This is a genomic window from Paracoccus fistulariae, from assembly GCF_028553785.1.
GTDB lineage: Bacteria > Pseudomonadota > Alphaproteobacteria > Rhodobacterales > Rhodobacteraceae > Paracoccus > Paracoccus fistulariae.
Map to the genome: position 1 here is coordinate 3,152,829 of NZ_CP067136.1, position 16,841 is coordinate 3,169,669.

The 16,841-nt window shown below is 63.0% G+C and carries 19 protein-coding genes; 10 read left to right on the plus strand and 9 right to left on the minus strand.

Going from position 1 to position 16,841, the window contains the following annotated elements:
- The first annotated feature begins 72 nt into the window (after positions 1–72).
- The 9 genes from JHX87_RS15620 to JHX87_RS15660 all read left to right on the plus strand — a co-directional run bounded on the left by JHX87_RS15620 (position 73) and on the right by JHX87_RS15660 (position 9,018).
- Positions 73–1,389, plus strand: a complete 1,317-nt coding sequence (locus JHX87_RS15620; RefSeq protein WP_271886682.1) for a replication-associated recombination protein A — start codon at positions 73–75, stop codon at positions 1,387–1,389.
- A gap of 31 nt (positions 1,390–1,420) precedes the next feature.
- Positions 1,421–1,795 (plus strand): fluoride efflux transporter CrcB, encoded by a 375-nt coding sequence (gene crcB, locus JHX87_RS15625; protein ID WP_271886681.1) that lies wholly within the window; start codon positions 1,421–1,423, stop codon positions 1,793–1,795.
- Positions 1,792–2,847: an RluA family pseudouridine synthase gene (locus JHX87_RS15630; protein ID WP_271886680.1), complete on the plus strand. Its 1,056-nt coding sequence runs from the start codon at positions 1,792–1,794 to the stop codon at positions 2,845–2,847. Before crcB ends, JHX87_RS15630 begins: the two co-directional genes overlap by 4 nt.
- A complete protein-coding gene (locus tag JHX87_RS15635) occupies positions 2,844–3,503 on the plus strand; it encodes an HAD-IA family hydrolase (RefSeq protein ID WP_271886679.1) in 660 nt (219 codons plus the stop codon). The genes JHX87_RS15630 and JHX87_RS15635 overlap by 4 nt, the downstream gene beginning before the upstream one ends.
- Positions 3,500–4,213 (plus strand): ATP12 family chaperone protein, encoded by a 714-nt coding sequence (locus tag JHX87_RS15640; RefSeq protein ID WP_271886678.1) that lies wholly within the window; start codon positions 3,500–3,502, stop codon positions 4,211–4,213. Before JHX87_RS15635 ends, JHX87_RS15640 begins: the two co-directional genes overlap by 4 nt.
- A 162-nt stretch (positions 4,214–4,375) precedes the next feature.
- Complete coding sequence (locus JHX87_RS15645; RefSeq protein ID WP_271886676.1) at positions 4,376–5,392, plus strand: amino acid ABC transporter substrate-binding protein; 1,017 nt, start codon at positions 4,376–4,378, stop codon at positions 5,390–5,392.
- Positions 5,393–5,506: 114 nt separating this feature from the next.
- The gene (locus tag JHX87_RS15650) at positions 5,507–6,763 is read left to right on the plus strand and encodes an amino acid ABC transporter permease (protein WP_271886674.1); all 1,257 of its coding nucleotides are present in this window, start codon (positions 5,507–5,509) and stop codon (positions 6,761–6,763) included.
- 1 nt (position 6,764) lies between these two features.
- A complete protein-coding gene (locus JHX87_RS15655) occupies positions 6,765–8,219 on the plus strand; it encodes an amino acid ABC transporter permease (protein WP_271886673.1) in 1,455 nt (484 codons plus the stop codon).
- A 10-nt stretch (positions 8,220–8,229) separates the two neighbouring features.
- Entirely contained in the window at positions 8,230–9,018 is a 789-nt protein-coding gene (locus JHX87_RS15660; protein WP_271886672.1) for an amino acid ABC transporter ATP-binding protein, read from the plus strand.
- Between the two features lie 72 nt (positions 9,019–9,090).
- On the opposite strand, the gene JHX87_RS15665 is transcribed toward JHX87_RS15660, so the two are convergent.
- From JHX87_RS15665 to ttcA, 6 genes are all read right to left on the minus strand, one after another.
- On the minus strand, positions 9,091–9,609 hold the full coding sequence (locus JHX87_RS15665) for a SixA phosphatase family protein (RefSeq protein WP_271886671.1): 519 nt from the start codon (positions 9,607–9,609) through the stop codon (positions 9,091–9,093).
- A gap of 88 nt (positions 9,610–9,697) precedes the next feature.
- Positions 9,698–10,597, minus strand: a complete 900-nt coding sequence (gene argB, locus JHX87_RS15670; RefSeq protein WP_271886670.1) for an acetylglutamate kinase — start codon at positions 10,595–10,597, stop codon at positions 9,698–9,700.
- A 63-nt stretch (positions 10,598–10,660) separates the two neighbouring features.
- Positions 10,661–11,311: a ribosome biogenesis GTP-binding protein YihA/YsxC gene (gene yihA, locus JHX87_RS15675; RefSeq protein WP_271886669.1), complete on the minus strand. Its 651-nt coding sequence runs from the start codon at positions 11,309–11,311 to the stop codon at positions 10,661–10,663.
- Positions 11,308–12,069 (minus strand): MOSC domain-containing protein, encoded by a 762-nt coding sequence (locus tag JHX87_RS15680; RefSeq protein WP_271886668.1) that lies wholly within the window; start codon positions 12,067–12,069, stop codon positions 11,308–11,310. The genes yihA and JHX87_RS15680 overlap by 4 nt, the downstream gene beginning before the upstream one ends.
- Complete coding sequence (gene yidC / locus JHX87_RS15685) at positions 12,066–13,913, minus strand: membrane protein insertase YidC (protein ID WP_271886667.1); 1,848 nt, start codon at positions 13,911–13,913, stop codon at positions 12,066–12,068. Before yidC ends, JHX87_RS15680 begins: the two co-directional genes overlap by 4 nt.
- 156 nt (positions 13,914–14,069) lie before the next feature.
- Positions 14,070–14,945, minus strand: coding sequence for a tRNA 2-thiocytidine(32) synthetase TtcA (gene ttcA, locus JHX87_RS15690; RefSeq protein WP_271886666.1), 876 nt, complete (start codon positions 14,943–14,945; stop codon positions 14,070–14,072).
- 105 nt (positions 14,946–15,050) lie between these two features.
- Between ttcA and JHX87_RS15695 the strand changes: the two genes are divergently transcribed.
- Positions 15,051–15,944 (plus strand): alpha/beta fold hydrolase, encoded by an 894-nt coding sequence (locus JHX87_RS15695; protein ID WP_271886665.1) that lies wholly within the window; start codon positions 15,051–15,053, stop codon positions 15,942–15,944.
- Between the two features lie 9 nt (positions 15,945–15,953).
- Here the strand turns inward: JHX87_RS15695 and yidD are convergent, their stop codons facing one another.
- From yidD to rpmH, 3 genes are all read right to left on the minus strand, one after another.
- Positions 15,954–16,175 carry a membrane protein insertion efficiency factor YidD gene (yidD, locus tag JHX87_RS15700; RefSeq protein WP_271886664.1) on the minus strand — a complete coding sequence of 74 codons (222 nt, stop codon included), beginning with the start codon at positions 16,173–16,175 and terminating at the stop codon, positions 15,954–15,956.
- Entirely contained in the window at positions 16,172–16,525 is a 354-nt protein-coding gene (gene rnpA, locus JHX87_RS15705; protein WP_271886663.1) for a ribonuclease P protein component, read from the minus strand. Before rnpA ends, yidD begins: the two co-directional genes overlap by 4 nt.
- 110 nt (positions 16,526–16,635) lie before the next feature.
- Positions 16,636–16,770, minus strand: coding sequence for a 50S ribosomal protein L34 (gene rpmH, locus JHX87_RS15710; RefSeq protein ID WP_066013101.1), 135 nt, complete (start codon positions 16,768–16,770; stop codon positions 16,636–16,638).
- Positions 16,771–16,841: the final 71 nt, after the last annotated feature.

Below are 16,841 nucleotides of genomic sequence, written 5' to 3' on the forward strand. Positions count from 1 at the left end.
GCGGCGGGGTACAGGCGGGCCGGCTGATGGGGACTGTTCCCCGCCATCCGGGCCGCCTAGAATGGCGGCATAATGGCCGATCTGTTTGATAGCGCATCTTTCTCTGCCCCGCCGCCAAATCCGGCGGTGCGTCCCCTGGCCGACCGTATCCGTCCGGCGATGATGTCGGAGGTGATCGGCCAGGCAAAGATCCTGGGCCCTGACGGGCCTCTGGGGTCGATGCTGGCCGCAGGCAGTCTGTCCTCACTGATCCTGTGGGGGCCGCCCGGCGTGGGCAAGACGACGATTGCCCGGCTGCTGGCGGATGAGACCGATCTGGCCTTCGTTCAGATCAGCGCGATCTTCTCGGGCGTGCCGGAACTGCGCAAGGTCTTCGAGGCCGCGCGGCTGCGCCGTCAACAGGGGCGCGGCACCCTGCTATTCGTCGATGAGATCCACCGCTTCAACAAGGCCCAGCAGGACAGCTTCCTGCCGCATATGGAGGATGGCACCATCCTGCTGGTCGGCGCCACGACCGAAAACCCGTCCTTCGAACTGAACGCCGCCGTCATGTCGCGCGCGCAGGTCATCGTGCTGGAGCGGTTGAGCCTCAAGGATCTCGAACTGCTGGCGCAGCGGGCCGAGAAGGAACTGGGCCGCAAATTGCCGCTGACGGCTGAAGCCCGTGATGCGTTGCTGGAGATGGCCGATGGTGACGGGCGCGCGGCGCTGAACCTGATCGAACAGGTCGCGGCATGGCGCGCCGATAAGCCTCTGGACGTTCAGGCCATGTCGCAAAGGCTGATGCGGCGGGCGGCGAAATACGACAAATCGGGGGATGAGCATTACAACCTGATCTCGGCCCTGCACAAATCGGTACGCGGCAGCGATCCCGACGCGGCGCTGTACTGGCTGGGCCGGATGCTGGAAGGGGGCGAGGATCCCCGCTATCTGGCCCGCCGCATCACCCGGATGGCGGTCGAGGATATCGGTCTGGCCGATCCCGCCGCACAGCGCCATTGTCTGGACGCCTGGGCGCTGTACGAACGGCTTGGCAGCCCCGAGGGCGAATTGGCGCTGGCGCAGGCGGTGATCTATCTGGCGCTGGCCCCGAAATCGAATGCGGGCTACACCGCCTACAAGGCCGCCCGGGCCGAGGCGAAGCGCACCGGCAGCCTGATGCCACCCGCCCATATCCTGAACGCGCCCACGCAGATGATGAAGGATCAGGGCTATGGCGCGGGCTATGCCTATGATCACGATGCCGAGGACGGCTTCAGCGGACAGAATTATTTCCCCGACGGGATGAAGCGCCCGGTTCTTTACACCCCTGTCGAGCGCGGTTTCGAGCGTGAGTTGAAGAAGCGCAACGACTGGTTCGTGTCGCAGCGGTTGAAGCGGGGCGGTTGACTTTGCCCGCGCCGGCCCACAGTACCGCGCCATGATGAATGCCTATCTTCAGGTCGCCCTTGGCGGCGCGGCGGGTGCGATGGCCCGCTTTGCGGTCAGCCGGATGGCCGCGCTCTGGATGCCCGGATTTCCGGCCGGAACGCTGATCGTGAACGTGCTGGGCAGCTTTGCCATGGGCTTGCTGAGCGTCTGGATGATGCTGCGGATCGGCACCGCCTGGGCGCCGCTGCTGCTGACCGGGCTTCTGGGCGGCTTCACCACGTTTTCGGCATTTTCACTGGATGCGCTGACGCTGTGGGAACGGGGGCAGGGCGGGGCCGCGGCGGGCTATGTGCTGCTGTCGGTCATCGCCTCGCTGATCGCGGTTCTGGCCGGCGCGGTCATGGGCAGGGGGATATGGGCATGAGCCGCGTTCAGACGATCAGGATCGGCAAGGATGAGGGCGATCAGCGGCTGGACCGCTGGCTGAAGAAGAAGTTTCCGCAACTGACGCAGGGCGCGGTCGAAAAGATGTGCCGCAAGGGCGAGTTGCGCGTCGATGGCGGCCGGGTCAAGGCCAATACCCGGATCGAGACCGGGCAGGAGGTCCGCATCCCGCCGCTGCCCGAGGCCAGCCCTGCGCCTGCGCGGGCGCGCGCCGAAGGCCCGCATATCCCCGACAGCGACCGCAGGATGATCGAAGAGGCCGTCCTGTGGAAGGACGAACATATCATCGCGCTTAACAAGCCGCCGGGCCTGCCCAGCCAGGGCGGCAGCGGTCAGGGAAATCGCCATGTGGACGGCCTGACCGAAGCGCTGAAATTCGGCTATAAGGATCGGCCAAAACTGGTGCATCGTCTGGACAAGGATACCTCTGGCGTATTGCTGTTGGCGCGGACCGATCGCGTCGCCCGCGCGCTGTCCGAGGCTTTCCGCTCGCGCACCACGCGCAAGATCTACTGGGCCGCCGTCGCGGGCGTGCCGCAGCCGCGCATGGGGACGGTGCGCTATGGGCTGGTCAAGGCGCCCGGCCATGGTCGGGGCGGCGAGGGCGAAAAGATGATGGCGGTCCTGCCGCGCGACATTCCCAATGTCGAAGGTGCCAAGCGCGCCACCACCGATTACGCCGTGCTGGAGGCGCTTGGCACGCGGGCAAGCTGGTGCGCGCTGGTGCCGATCACCGGGCGGACCCATCAGCTGCGCGCGCATATGGCCGAACTGGGCCATCCGATCGTGGGGGATGGCAAATATGGCGGCTCGGGTCAGGAAAATCTGGGCGATGGCTGGGGCGCGCAGCTGGGCGGGGAAATCAGCCGCAAGCTGCATCTGCATGCCCGCAGCCTGTCCTTTGACCATCCGATCACGAAGAAGCGCATGACCCTGACCGCGCCCTTGCCCGATCACATGCAGCGCACATGGAAAACGCTGGGCTGGCATGAAAACGATGTCCCCGATGATCCCTTTGCCGAGGTCGAATGAAACTGGTCGTCTTTGATGTCGATGGCACGCTGATCGACAGTCAGCACCATATCCACGCCGCCATGTCCTCTGCCTTCAGCTGCGCCGGGCTTGAGCCCTTGCCAAAGGACAGCGTCTTGCAGGTCGTGGGCCTGTCTCTTCCCGAAGCCGTCGCCGTTCTGGCGCCCGACGCGACACCCGAGGTTCAGACACGGATCCTGCTTGGCTATCGGCAGGCCTTTCTGGCGGCGCGCATGCTGGACGCCGCGCCTCTTTATCCGGGTGCGCGCGAGTGTCTGGACCGTCTGGCGCAGCAGGATGATCTGCTGCTGGCGGTGGCGACGGGCAAGGCGCGTCGCGGACTGGATGCCATGATCGAGGAACATCGCCTGCAAGGCCGTTTCGTCAGCCTGCAAACCGCCGACCACCACCCCTCGAAACCGCATCCGGCGATGCTGCAGGCGGCGCTGGACGAGGCTGGCGTCACCGCCGGCGATGCGGTGATGATCGGCGATACCAGCTTTGACATCGAGATGGCGCAGGCAGCGGGCGTGACGGGTTTTGGCGTCAACTGGGGCTATCACAGCGCCGATCAGCTTCGCGCCGCCGGGGCCGCGCTGGTTGCCCCGGATTTTCCCGCATTGACCACCGCAATCGAAGAATGGGCCGTGACATGACCGAATGGAAAGCGCGTCGCTTCTGGAAAAAGGCCGATATCCGTCCCGTTGGCGACGGGTGGGAGGTCGTTCTGGACGACAAGCCCGTGCGCACGCCGGGCAAGCTGCCCTTGATCCTGCCGACCGAGGCGCTGGCACATGCGATTGCCGAGGAATGGGACGCGCAGGGCGATATCATCGACCCGAATGCGATGCCGCTGACGCGCGCCGCGAATTCCGCCATCGAAAAGGTCGCGCCGCAATTCGATGAGGTGGCGGCGATGCTGGGCGAATATGGCGCCACCGACCTGCTGTCCTATCGTGCCGAGGGGCCGGATGATCTGGTCCGCCAGCAGGCGCAGGGCTGGGATCCGCTGATCGACTGGGCCGCGACCGAATTGAAAGCGCCGCTGAGAATTACGCATGGCGTTGTGCCGGTCGATCAGGATCCCGCCACGCTGGCGCGCCTGCGCGACGAGATCCGGGCGCTGGATCATTTCGGCCTGACCGCCCTGCACGATCTTGTGACGCTGCCCGGATCGCTGGTTCTGGGGCTTGCGGTCATCCGTGGCCGCTTGACGCCAGAACAGGCCTTCACGCTGTCCCGCATCGACGAGGATTACCAGAGAAGCATGTGGGGCGAGGATGACGAAGCCCGCGAGGCGGCTGAAAACCGCCGCGCGGCAATCGCGCAGGCGGAACGCTTCTGGACCCTGTCGCGGCCTGTCTAAAAGATAGGCCGGATGGCGTCACGCTTGACCTGTCACGGACTATAGGCACAATACCGCTTATTGGGGGCGCTTGGTGCTGTTCCCGAATAACTCTTGGCCAGTCACGCTGGTCAGACGCTGTTGGTCGGTTCCTGGCTGGCAGCATCCAACAATGAGGTAGAAATGAAAAAAACAATCTTTCTTGGCACTGTCGCCGCCGCGACTCTGACGGCGGGCATGGGCATGGCCGACACGTTGGCGGATGTGAAAGCGCGTGGTGAGTTGAACTGCGGCGTGAATACCGGCCTCGTCGGTTTCGCGGCCCCGGATGCCAACGGAAACTGGACCGGTTTCGATATCGACGTGTGCAAGGCCGTCGCCGCTGCCGTGCTGGGCGACCCGTCCAAGGTCAAATATGTGCCGACCACGGGTCAGACCCGCTTCACGGCGCTGGCCTCGGGCGAGGTTGACGTGCTGGCGCGGAACTCGACCTGGACCTTCTCGCGCGATACCGACCTGAAACTGGATTTCGCGGGCGTCAACTATTACGACGGTCAGGGCTTCATGGTCAGCAAGGATCTGGGCGTGACCTCGGCCAAGGAACTGGACGGGGCAACGGTCTGCATCCAGACCGGCACCACGACCGAACTGAACCTGGCCGATTATTTCAAGGCCAACAACATGACCTACACCCCGGTCAATATCGACAGCAATGCCGAGGGTGAGCAGCAATATATGGCCGGTGCCTGTGACGCCTATACCACCGATGCGTCGGGGCTGGCGGCGACCCGTGCTGCCTTCGCGGATCCCGAAAACCATATCATCCTGCCCGAGATCATCTCGAAAGAGCCGCTTGGCCCGGCTGTGCGCCATGGCGACAACAACTGGGGCGATATCGTGCGCTGGACGCTTTATGCGCTGATCGCGGCCGAGGAATATGGCGTGACCTCGAAGAATATCGAGGAACTGTCGAAATCCTCGCAAAACCCCGAGGTTCAGCGCCTTCTGGGCACCTCGGATGATCTGGGTGCGATGATTGGTCTGGATGCGGAATGGGCCAAGCGCGCCATTCTGGCCAGCGGCAATTATGGCGAAATCTTTGCCGCCAATATCGGCGAGCAGACCCCGATTGGTCTGGCCCGCGGCCTGAACGCCCAGTGGACGCAGGGCGGTCTGATGTATGCGATGCCGTTCCGGTAAGCAAAACGATCGGCAAAGGGGGGCGTGATGCCCCCCTTTGCCTTCTAAGCGACGAAACCGGTAATCCACTTACATAAGCGGCGCAAAGTCGCAGGCCGGCAGCAGGGGAAATAGATGGCAGATACCGCGATACCGGCCAAAGAGCCGTTCCGTTTGAGTATGCTGATTTATGATCGGCGTTACCGCTCGCTGACCTTTCAGGTCATCGTGTTCATTCTTGTCATGGCCTTCGGCTGGTGGCTGGTCAGCAACACGGTCAGAAATCTTGAAGTTCTGGGCAAGGATTTCAAATTCGACTTTCTGTCGCAGCGCGCGGGCTATGATATTCCGCAGCCGCCCATTCCCTATACGGCCGACGATACGCATTTGCGTGCCGCCGTCGTGGGGGTGCTGAACACGCTGATCATCACCGTGCTGGGCTGCGTCGCGGCCACCGTGCTGGGGGTGATCGTGGGGGTTGCGCGGCTGTCCAACAACTGGCTGTTCGCGCGGCTGATGACCGTCTATGTCGAGGCCTTCCGCAATGTGCCGCTGCTGCTGTGGATCCTTGTGGTCTTTTCGGTCTTTCGCGAGATTCTGCCCCCGCCGAACGCCTTTCGGGGCGAAGATCCCGCAGCCTCGATGATCCTGTTCGACAATGTGGCGCTGACGAATCGCTATACCGCGATCCCGACGCTGGGCATGACCAACGATCCGGGCAGTCTGGATCTGGGCTGGCGTGTGACCATCAGTTGGGCGGCGATTGCCTTTATCGTGGTGCTGATCGGCGGCTGGCTGGTGCATAAGGCCATCGTCAAATGGGCGCAGGCCACGCAGGATCAGACCGGGCAGCGCCCGACGACATGGTGGATGAGCCTGATTGTGATGGTGCTGCCGTCGCTGCTGCTGATCTGGTATTTCGGTCTGCACATGATCCCGCCGGAACTGAAGGGATTCAACTTCACCGGCGGTCTGAACATCAGCAATGCGCTGGTCGCGTTGTGGCTGGCGCTGACGCTGTACACCGCCGCCTTCATCGCCGAGATCGTGCGCGCGGGCATCCTTGCCATCAGCAAGGGCCAGTCCGAGGCCGCCTTTGCCCTTGGCATCAGCCCGCGACGGACCATGAACCTTGTCATTCTGCCGCAGGCGCTGCGGGTGATCGTTCCGCCGCTGATCTCGCAATATCTGAACCTGATGAAGAACAGTTCGCTGGCGATTGCCGTGGGTTTCATGGAGCTGAAAGGCACGCTGGGCGGCACCACGCTGAACCAGACCGGCCGAGAGCTGGAATCCATCCTGCTGATGATGGGCATCTATCTGATTCTCAGCCTGATCATCTCGTCGGGGATGAATCTCTTCAACGCGCGCGTCAAACTGAAGGAGCGGTAAGATGAGTGAGATTCACGCACAGACCGCCCAATATGTCCGCGACACGATGCTGCCGCCGAAACCGCCGCCCGAAAACGACTCGGGCGTGGTGAAATGGCTGCGGAGCAATCTGTTTTCCGGGCCGGTCAATACGATCCTGACGATTCTGGGGATCCTGATCGTCTGGCTGCTGGTCAATCATTTCTGGGGCTGGTTCACGCATTCGGTCTGGAACGCGGGCAGCCTGTCGGAATGTCGGCAGCTGATCGTCGAAAGATGGGGCGAGGGTTCGACCGGCGCATGCTGGGCGGTGATCCGCGAACGCTGGATGCAGTTCACCTTCGGCTTCTATCCCTCCGAACTCTACTGGCGTCCGACCATGGCCTTTGGCCTGCTTTTCGTGGCGCTGGCGCCGGTGCTGTTTTCGGAATCGCGCAAGATCCGCCGCATCGTTCTGGTGACCGCAGCTGTCCTGACGCTGGGTGCGATGCTGCTGCTAGGGGCACCTGCGGTCTGGCTGATCTTTGCCGCCGCCGTCTTCGCCGCCGCCATCGTCGCTGCGGAACAGCGCCCCAGCCTGCTGCTGATCTTTTCGCTGCTCTTCCCCTTCCTGGGGGTCTGGTGGCTGTGGGGCGGTTCGCTCTGGGGTCCGATCATGGCGCTGATGGGGCTGGTGTTGGGCTGGGCGGCGTTCATGCTGCTGGGCCGCCTTTCACCCATGCTGGCCGGGATTGGCATGCTGCTGGTGCCGCTGCTGTGGTGGGTCTATCTGGCGGGCGCTGCGGCGCAGGATGCCGAAAGGCTGATCTCGCTGTCGATACCGGCGGTGGCCTCTGACCGGTTCGGCGGCTTCCTGTTGTCGATCACCATCGGGCTGTCGGGCATCGCGCTGTCGCTGCCCCTGGGGATCGTGCTGGCGCTGGCGCGTCGGTCCGACATGTTCCTGGTGAAAACCATGTCGGTGATGTTCATCGAATTCATCCGCGGGGTGCCGCTGATCGCGCTGCTGTTCGTGGCCTCGCTGCTGCTGAACTATTTCCTGCCGCCGGGCACGAATTTCGACATCATCCTGCGCGTGATCATCATGGTGACGGTCTTTGCCGCCGCCTATATGGCCGAGGTGATCCGGGGTGGTCTGGCGGCCCTGCCGCGCGGCCAGTACGAGGCGGCCGACGCCCTGGGGCTGGATTACTGGAAGGCGCAGCGGCTGATCATTCTGCCGCAGGCGCTGAAGATCAGCATTCCGGGCATCGTCTCGACCTTCATCGGCATGTTCAAGGACACCACGCTGGTGACCTTCGTGGGCCTGTACGATCCGCTGAAATCCATGTCTGACGCCGTCCGCGCCTCGACCGACTGGAAGGGTATCTACTGGGAGCCCTATATCTTCGTCGGCGTCATTTTCTTCATCATCTGCTTCGGCATGTCGCGCTATTCGATGTATCTCGAGCGTCGGCTGCAGCGTGACCACAGGTAAGGAGGCCGCCATGAGCGAAGCCATCACCCGCGAAATCGACCGCAGCCATATGCAGGTCAGCGACGAGGTCGCGATCTCGATCAGCAATATGAACAAGTGGTACGGGACGTTCCACGTGCTGCGCGACATCAATCTGACCGTGCATCGCGGAGAGCGTATCGTCATCGCCGGGCCTTCGGGGTCCGGCAAATCGACGCTGATCCGCTGCATCAACCGGCTGGAAGAGCATCAGGCCGGGCAGATCGTCGTCGATGGGATCGAACTGACCAGCGATATCAAGAATATCGACAAGGTCCGGTCCGAGGTCGGCATGGTGTTTCAGCATTTCAACCTGTTTCCGCATCTGACGGTGCTGGAAAACTGCACGCTGGCGCCGATCTGGGTCCGCAAGGTGCCCAAGAAAAAGGCCGAGGCAACGGCCATGCATTTCCTTGAAAAGGTCAAGATCCCGGAACAGGCCAATAAATATCCGGGCCAGTTGTCGGGCGGTCAGCAGCAGCGCGTGGCCATCGCCCGGTCGCTGTGTATGCAGCCACGGATCATGCTGTTCGACGAGCCGACCAGCGCCCTTGACCCCGAGATGATCAAGGAGGTGCTGGATACGATGATCGAGCTGGCCGAAGAAGGTATGACCATGCTGTGCGTCACCCATGAGATGGGTTTCGCGCAGGCCGTGGCGAACCGCGTGATCTTCATGGATCAGGGCCAGATCGTCGAGCAGAACAACCCGCATGACTTCTTCAACAACCCGCAATCGGACCGGACCAAGCTGTTCCTCAGCCAGATTCTGGGGCACTGATACCGGGCCACAAAAGCAACGGGCCGCGGCGAGATCTCGCTGCGGCCCGTTCGTTTTCGGCGAAAGCTGCGGTCAGATGCGGCCGTCGAAGCGGACGAAATCCATCACGCTGCCGCTGCGGGGCTGAACCTGGGACCAGTTGTCGATCTGGAAGTCGATGACCAGCGTGGCGCAGGTGGGATAGCGGCGGAATTCCGGGTCCAGCGGCGTATTCGCGGGCAGCAGCGCGGCCAGTTCGGAAATGCCCGGATTATGGCCCAGCATCATCACCGTGGGTTGCGAGGCGCTGCGCAGGATCGTCAACATCTTGTCAGGGCCGGCATGATACAGGCCCGGCTCGATCCGAATCAGCGGGCGCACCTCCAGCGCGGCTTGCGCGACCATGGCCCATGTCTCTTGCGTGCGCTTGGCCGAGGAGCACAGGACCTCTTCCGGCTCATACCCGCGCGATGCCATGAAGTCGCCCAGCTCAAGGGCCGAGCGGCGGCCGCGGGCATTCAGCGGGCGGTCGTGATCGGGCAGGGTCGGGTCATCCCAAGCCGATTTGGCATGACGCGTCAAAATCAGCCGGCGATATCCAAGCGGAGTCATGGGGATGCCTTATTTAATGTCGATCAAATGATAACCTGCCACAGCATTTCGCGGTTCGGCAAGAGCCGTCTGAACGAACTGCTAAGAGTTAAGGTTCCGAGCGACCCTGCCGCAACCCGTGCGGTCGCGTGCTGGGTCTGGTCGAGCGGATGATCGAGCCCGCGCCATGTTCGGTGAACAATTCCAGCAGACAGGCATTCGGCACCCGGCCATCCAGAATGACGACGGCGCGCACCCCGTCCTGCAGCGCCTTCAGCGCGGTTTCGGTCTTGGGGATCATGCCGCCCGCGATCTGGCCATCCGCGATCATCGCGCGCACCTCATCCGGATGCAGCTGGGTGACGACCTCGCCCTGCGCGTTCTTGACCCCGGCCACATCGGTCAGCAGCAGCAGGCGATCGGCGCGCAGCGCGCCCGCGATGGCCCCGGCGGCCGTGTCGCCATTGACGTTGAAGGTCTCATTATCTGCCATGCCGGTGGCGACCGGCGCGATGACGGGGATCATGCCTGCGGTGTAAAGGTCGCGGATGATCTGGACATTCATTTCGACCGGGCGGCCCACGAAACCCAGTTCGGGATCGTCGGCTTCACAGACCATCATGTCATCGTCCTTGCCGCTGATGCCGACGGCCCGTCCGCCCGCATCATTGATGGCCTGAACGATGCGCTTGTTGACCAGACCCGACAGCACCATTTCGACGACATCGACGGTTTCCTTGGTCGTGACCCGCTTGCCCCGGACAAAGCGGCTTTCGATGCCCAGCTTGCCCAGAAGATCGTTGATCATCGGTCCGCCGCCATGACAGACGACCGGGTTCATGCCGACCTGCTTCATCAGCACGATGTCACGCGCGAATTCCGCCATCGCATCATCGTCGCCCATGGCATTGCCGCCGAATTTCACCACCACCACGGCATCCGAATAGCGCTGCAGATAGGGCAGGGCCTCGGACAGGGTGCGGGCGGTGGCGATCCAGTCTTGGTTCATCTTCTGCGTTCTCATCAAAATGGTCCCTCTGCAGCGCTCCGGACCCTAGGACGCCCGCGCGGGTCAGTCCAGCCCGGCAATGATCGCGCGAAGCGTTGCGATGCCCTGACCCTTTTCGGAAGAGGTCACCACCAGTTGCGGAAAGGCGGCCGGGTGCTTTTGCAATTCGGTCTCGACCTGCTCGATCACCGGCTTGATGGCGTTCGGACCCAGTTTGTCGGCCTTGGTCAGCACGACCTGAAAGGGTACGGCGGATTTGTCCAGCAGGGTCATGATCTCGTGATCGACCGGCTTGACGCCGTGGCGTGCATCGATCAGGCAAAAGGCGCGCCGCAGGGTCGGGCGCCCGGCCAGGTAATTCTTCAGCAGGGCCTGCCATTTGGCGACGACGGCCAGCGGGGCCTTGGCGAAACCATAGCCGGGCAGGTCCACCAGATAGCCGTGATCGCCCAAGGTGAAATAGTTGATTTCTTGCGTGCGGCCCGGCGTATTCGACGCCCGCGCGATCCCCTTGCGCCCGGTCAGCGCGTTGATCAGGCTGGACTTGCCGACATTGCTGCGCCCGGCAAAGCAGACCTCGGGGCGATCCGCCGGGGGCAGGCCATCCATCGCGACCACGCCCTTCAGGAAATCGACCGGCCCGGCAAATAACAGCCGCGCGGCCTCGGCCTGTGCGGGATCGGGCTCCTCCGCGACGGGGAAGGAAACTTTCATAATCTGACCTCATCGCCGATCTGAATGGTGCCACCAGTGACCACCTCGGCGAAGATGCCGAAATTGGTGTGGCCGTAGAATTCCTGCAACCGGTCCAGCATCTGGCAATCGCGCGATCCGGTTTCGCTATTGGCGCTGGTCGCATCGCAGCGGGTGATATGGTCGGTGATCCGCAGCTCGACCGAGCCGATATGGATCACCTGCCCGATCAGATCCGCCTCGGCCTGCGGGGGCAGCCCTTTCAGCCACAGATTGCCGCGCCAGCGGTCGATGCCGATCTGCTGGCCCATGCGGGTTTCCAGATCGGCCAGACTGTCCAGCGACAGGATCGAGATCCAGGGCCATTTGCTGTCCGTCCAGATCGCCGCGCCCCGCACCAGACGCGAGGCGGGCGAGGCATCGCCGGGCCACAGCGGGCGCAGCCAGTCCAGAAGCGCGGCCCCTTCGGTCACGGGATCGAAGCTGAGGGCAGGGCGGTCGGGATGGGTCAGGCTGATCCGCCGATCCTGCCAGCCGCCCTTGACCGCTTGCAGGGCATGGCCGGTCACGCCGCGCAGAAACTGTGTTTTGGGCATCCAGCGATCGGGTTCGCCATCGCTTTGGCTTTTCCGGGCGTGGCGTTCGCCTGCCTCTGTCAGAACCGCCCATTCGCGGTCGCCGGGCAGTCGTCGTGCCGCCTGAAGGGCGATCTGGCCCAGATCTTCGCCCCCGACCGACTTGATCGGGTGGCGACGGATATGGGCCAGATGTGCGGTCATTTCTTGCCGGACTTCTTCCGCCCGACAGGGACCGATGATTTGATATTGCCGAACAGGTCCGGGCGGTGACCATGCATCGACATGATCGTGTACTGCTGGATGATGGTGATCACGTTGTTGGTGATCCAGTACAGAACCAGACCCGAGGCAAAGCCGCCCAGCATGAACATGAAGACCCAGGGCATCAGCGCGAAGATCATTTTTTGCGACGGATCGGCGGGGGCCGGGTTCAGCTTTTGCTGCAGCCACATGCTGATGCCCAGGATGATCGCCAGCGCGGGCAGCGACAGCGAATGCAGCAGCGTCCCTTGCGCCGGTGCGGCATAGGGCAGCAGCCCGAACAGGTTCAGCAGGCTGGACGGGTCCGGCGCCGAGAGGTCGCGGATCCAGCCGATCCAGGGCGCGTGGCGCAGTTCGATGGTGACGAAGATCACCTTGTAGAGCGAGAAGAAGATCGGGATCTGCAGCAGCACCGGCAGACAGCCCGCCGCCGGGTTGACCTTTTCGCGCTTGTAAAGCTCCATCACCTCTTTCTGCATCTTCATCCGGTCATCGCCGGTGCGCTCGCGGATCGCCTCCATCTCGGGCTGCAATTCCTTCATCTTCGCCATCGAGACATAGGATTTGCGCGCCAGCGGGAAGACCAGCAGTTTCAGGATGAAGGTCAGGCCGATGATCGACCAGCCCATATTGCCGATATGCTGGTTCAGCCAATGCAGCAGGCGGAAGATCGGCTTGGTCAGGAAGTAGAACCAGCCCCAGTCGATCGAATCGACGAAACGCTGGATGCCGGGGGTTTCCTCATAGCCCTTGATGACTTCCCATTCCTTCGCCCCCGCGAAGAGGTAAGAGGTCGCCTCCAGCAGCTGGCCCGGCTGGACCGTCTGCATCGGATAGCGGGTCTCGGTCTGGTAGATATCGGCGCCATCGGCATATTTCACCACCGCCTCGAAGGACTGACCGGCGGCCGGGGCCAGCGTGGTCATCCAGTATTTGTCGGTAAAGCCGATCCAGCCGTTTTCGGTGACATTGTAGATGCTGGCGCGGCCTTCGCGGGCAACCGGGTCCTGATCGGCGATATCGCCGTAATCCATCTCGACCAGCTCGCCATCATGCATGCCGACCGCGCCTTCATGCAGCACGAAGAAATTCTGCGTGTCGGGTTTGCCGTGGCGGGCGATGATGCCATAGGGCGCGGCGGAAAAGGCCGCGTCGCCATCGTTCTGGACGCTTTGATCGACGGTGAACAGGTAGTTGTCATCCAGTTCATAGGTGCGGCGGAAGATCTGGCCCGCGCCATTGTCCCATGCCAGCGTGACGGGCTGGCCGGGGGCAAGGACGTCGCCCGATTCCACGCTCCAGACCGTTGCCGGGTTGGGCACCAGCGACGGATCCACGCCCGGGCCAGGGGTCCAGCCATAGACGGTGTAATAGGGCTTGGACGTGCCGGTCTGGATCGTTGCATCCGCCGTTGCCGAAGACGGCGCCAGCAGGCGCACATCGGGCGAATTTTCGTCCAGCGTTTCCTTGTATTTCAGCAGCAGCAGATCGTCGATGCGACCGCCCGCCAGCGAGATCGACCCCTTCAGCGAGGGGGTCTCGATCTGAATGCGGCCTGCCTGCGCGGTTGCGGGCGTTGCGCCCTCTGCCGTCAGATCGGCTGGGCCACTGGCAAAATCGGACGCCGCCGGGCCGGAAAGTTCGCCCGAGGCGCTTTGTTCGGCCACCGGCTGTTGCGCCGTGTCTTCGACCGGCGGTTCAGGCGCGAAGAGCGTGTACCAGATCAGGATCACCACAAACGACAGAACTGTCGCCAGGATGAGATTGCGATTGTTATCTTCCATTCCGTCACCAATGTCTTCGCGTCAGTCGCGCCGGTTCAACAGAAGGGGGCGTCAAAGGTCAAGCGGAATTGGCGTTTCCCCCGGTTTTCGCAGGCCGTTCACGCGCTGTTTCGATGCTGTCGGCGGGTTTTGACCCGGCTTTCGCGACGGCGGCGGTCAATCCGCAGCCGGGCGCAGATCGGGAATGTCCGAGATCCCCTCGGACGCCGGGAACAATCCGGCAAAGTCGAACAGCTTCGGATCCAGCAAATGCGAGGGGCGCACGTTCATCAGCGCGCGGAACATGACCTGACGGCGACCCGGGCTGCGGCTTTCCCATTCGTCCAGCAGGCGTTTCACCTGAACGCGCTGCAATCCTTCCTGGCTGCCGCACAGATCGCAGGGGATGATCGGATAGTTCATGGAACGGGCGAATTTCTCGCAATCGGCCTCGGCCACATAGGCCAGCGGTCGCAGCACGGTCAGATCCCCGTCTTCATTCAACAGCTTGGGCGGCATGGTTGCCAGACGCCCGCCGTGGAACAGGTTCATGAAAAATGTTTCCAGAATATCGTCGCGGTGATGACCCAGCACCACGGCCGAGCAACCTTCCTCGCGGGCGATACGATACAGATTGCCACGGCGCAGACGCGAACAAAGCGCGCAATAGGTGCGCCCCTGCGGCACCTTTTCCTTCACGATGGAATAGGTGTCCTGATATTCGATACGATGTTCCACGCCGCGCTGGCTGAGGAATTCGGGCAGCACCGTGGCGGGAAAGCCCGGCTGGCCCTGATCCAGATTGCAGGCCAGCAGATCGACCGGCAGCAATCCGCGCCATTTCAATTCATGCAGCACCGCCAGCAAGGTATAGCTGTCCTTGCCACCCGACAGGCAGACCAGCCAGCGATCGCCGGGCCGGATCATGCCGTAATCCTCGATGGCCGCGCGGGTTTCGCGCACCAGCCGCTTGCGCAGCTTGCGAAATTCGGTCGAGGAGGGCGCGCCCGCGAACAGGGCGTGGATCTCGGTATCGTCGGAATCATCCAGCATGGGTTCGGATTAGGCTAACAACCGCCTTGCGGCAAGTGCGACGTGTATTCATTTTGTGAAACGCAAAGGTGGTGCTATGCTGAACAAATCAGTTCAGGTGTTCCCATGGCATTCATTTTCTCCCGACGCGCCTATTTGCCTGCGGAAAGCAGATTTACGAACAGTGCCTCGGGGACGACGCGCTATCTGCGGCTTGTGGCCTCGGATGCCGGTCCGCATGGCGGTCCTGCCATGTCCCCGACCGACTGGCTGGCGATGGTTCAGGACACCGCGCAAACGCCCGATATCCTGATTTTCGTGCATGGCTACAATACCTCGCAGGCGGCCCTGTGGCGACGTCATATGGTGTTGAAGCTGAAACTGGTCGAGAACGGCTACAAGGGGGCGCTGGTCTCTTACGACTGGCCCTCCGATGGCGACAGGTTGCGCTATATCTCGGAACGGCGCGAGGCCAAGGCGGTGTCCACTGCATTTCTGGCGGATGGCATCCTGATGCTGCTGACGCGCGCCGCAGGTTACCGGGTTCATATTCTGGCGCATTCCATGGGCGCCTATCTGACATTGCGGGCGCTGGCGGCCTTCGGCGGCGTTGGGCGCGTCGATCAGGTCATCTTCACGGCGGCGGATATCAACTCGGCCTGGATGGGGTCTGGCGTCTGGGGCGGCATGGTCATGCAGCGGCGTTGCCTGCGCTTTACCAATTATCACAATCCCGATGACAAGGTGCTGGTCCTGTCGAAGAACTGGTTTCACAGCGGCGCCGAGCGTGCGGGGCTGGAGGGGCTGCCGGGCCGGACCCCGCCGAACTGCCGCGATGTCTATTGCGCCCGCCAATATCAGATAGGGACCGCCGCGCGGACGCTGGCGCGGTCGCATAACTGGTATTTCGAGGATAGCGGCTTTTACCGCGATCTCAGCATGACGCTGGCAGGGGTCAAGGCGGCGCAGATGCCGACCCGCGTGGCAACAAACAAGGGCGGGCAGGCGCTTTATGCTTGACCGTGCGGCTTAGTCGGGGACGTTATCGACACCCGATCCGCCCCACGGATGGCAGCGGGCAATCCGCCGCACCGTCAGCCAGCCCCCTTTGAAGGCCCCGTGCTTTTCCAACGCTTCCAGCGAATAGGCCGAGCAGGTCGGCTGAAACCGGCAGCCATGCCCGACCCAGGGCGACGCCACCAGACGATAGGCGCGCACGGGCAGCGCGACGATATGGGCCAGCGGGCTCATTTGTGGATCTTGCGCAGCGCGGCCGCCAGATCCTTTTGCAGATCGGCAAAGTCGCGGCTGACGGTTTCACCCGGGCGGCCGACCAGCACATAATCCCAGCCGGGCCTGGCACCCGCCATCAGCCCAAGCCGCGCTATCTCGCGCAGGCGCCGCTTGGCGCGATTGCGCATCACCGCATTCCCGATCTTCTTCGAGCAGGTAAAGCCAACGCGCACCAGAGGCTGGTCATCCCGGCGATGGCGCGCCTGCAGCAGAAACCCCGGCATGCCCTGACGGCGCGCCTTGGCAGCGGCCAGGAAATCGGCGCGCTTGGCCAGGATCTCGGCCCGGTTTCGCGGGGCATCGGACATGCGAAAAGCCGCCTCGCCATCATCCGGTTGCCGATGCTCAGCAGGGGGATGGGGCAGGGGCGGCATATTCAAGGCCTTTTCTGGCGGGGGCAGGCCCCGCCGGGCACGCATTAAGCCGACAGGCTCTTGCGGCCTTTTGCGCGGCGGGCATTCAGCACGCGACGACCGCCTTTGGTCGCCATGCGCGCACGAAAGCCGTGACGGCGCGCACGAACAAGGTTCGAGGGTTGGAAAGTGCGCTTCATGGTTCAGATCTCCGGATCGTAGCTTGCGGGTGGCATTTCGGCGCAAGGCAGGGCAAAACACCACAAGCCCC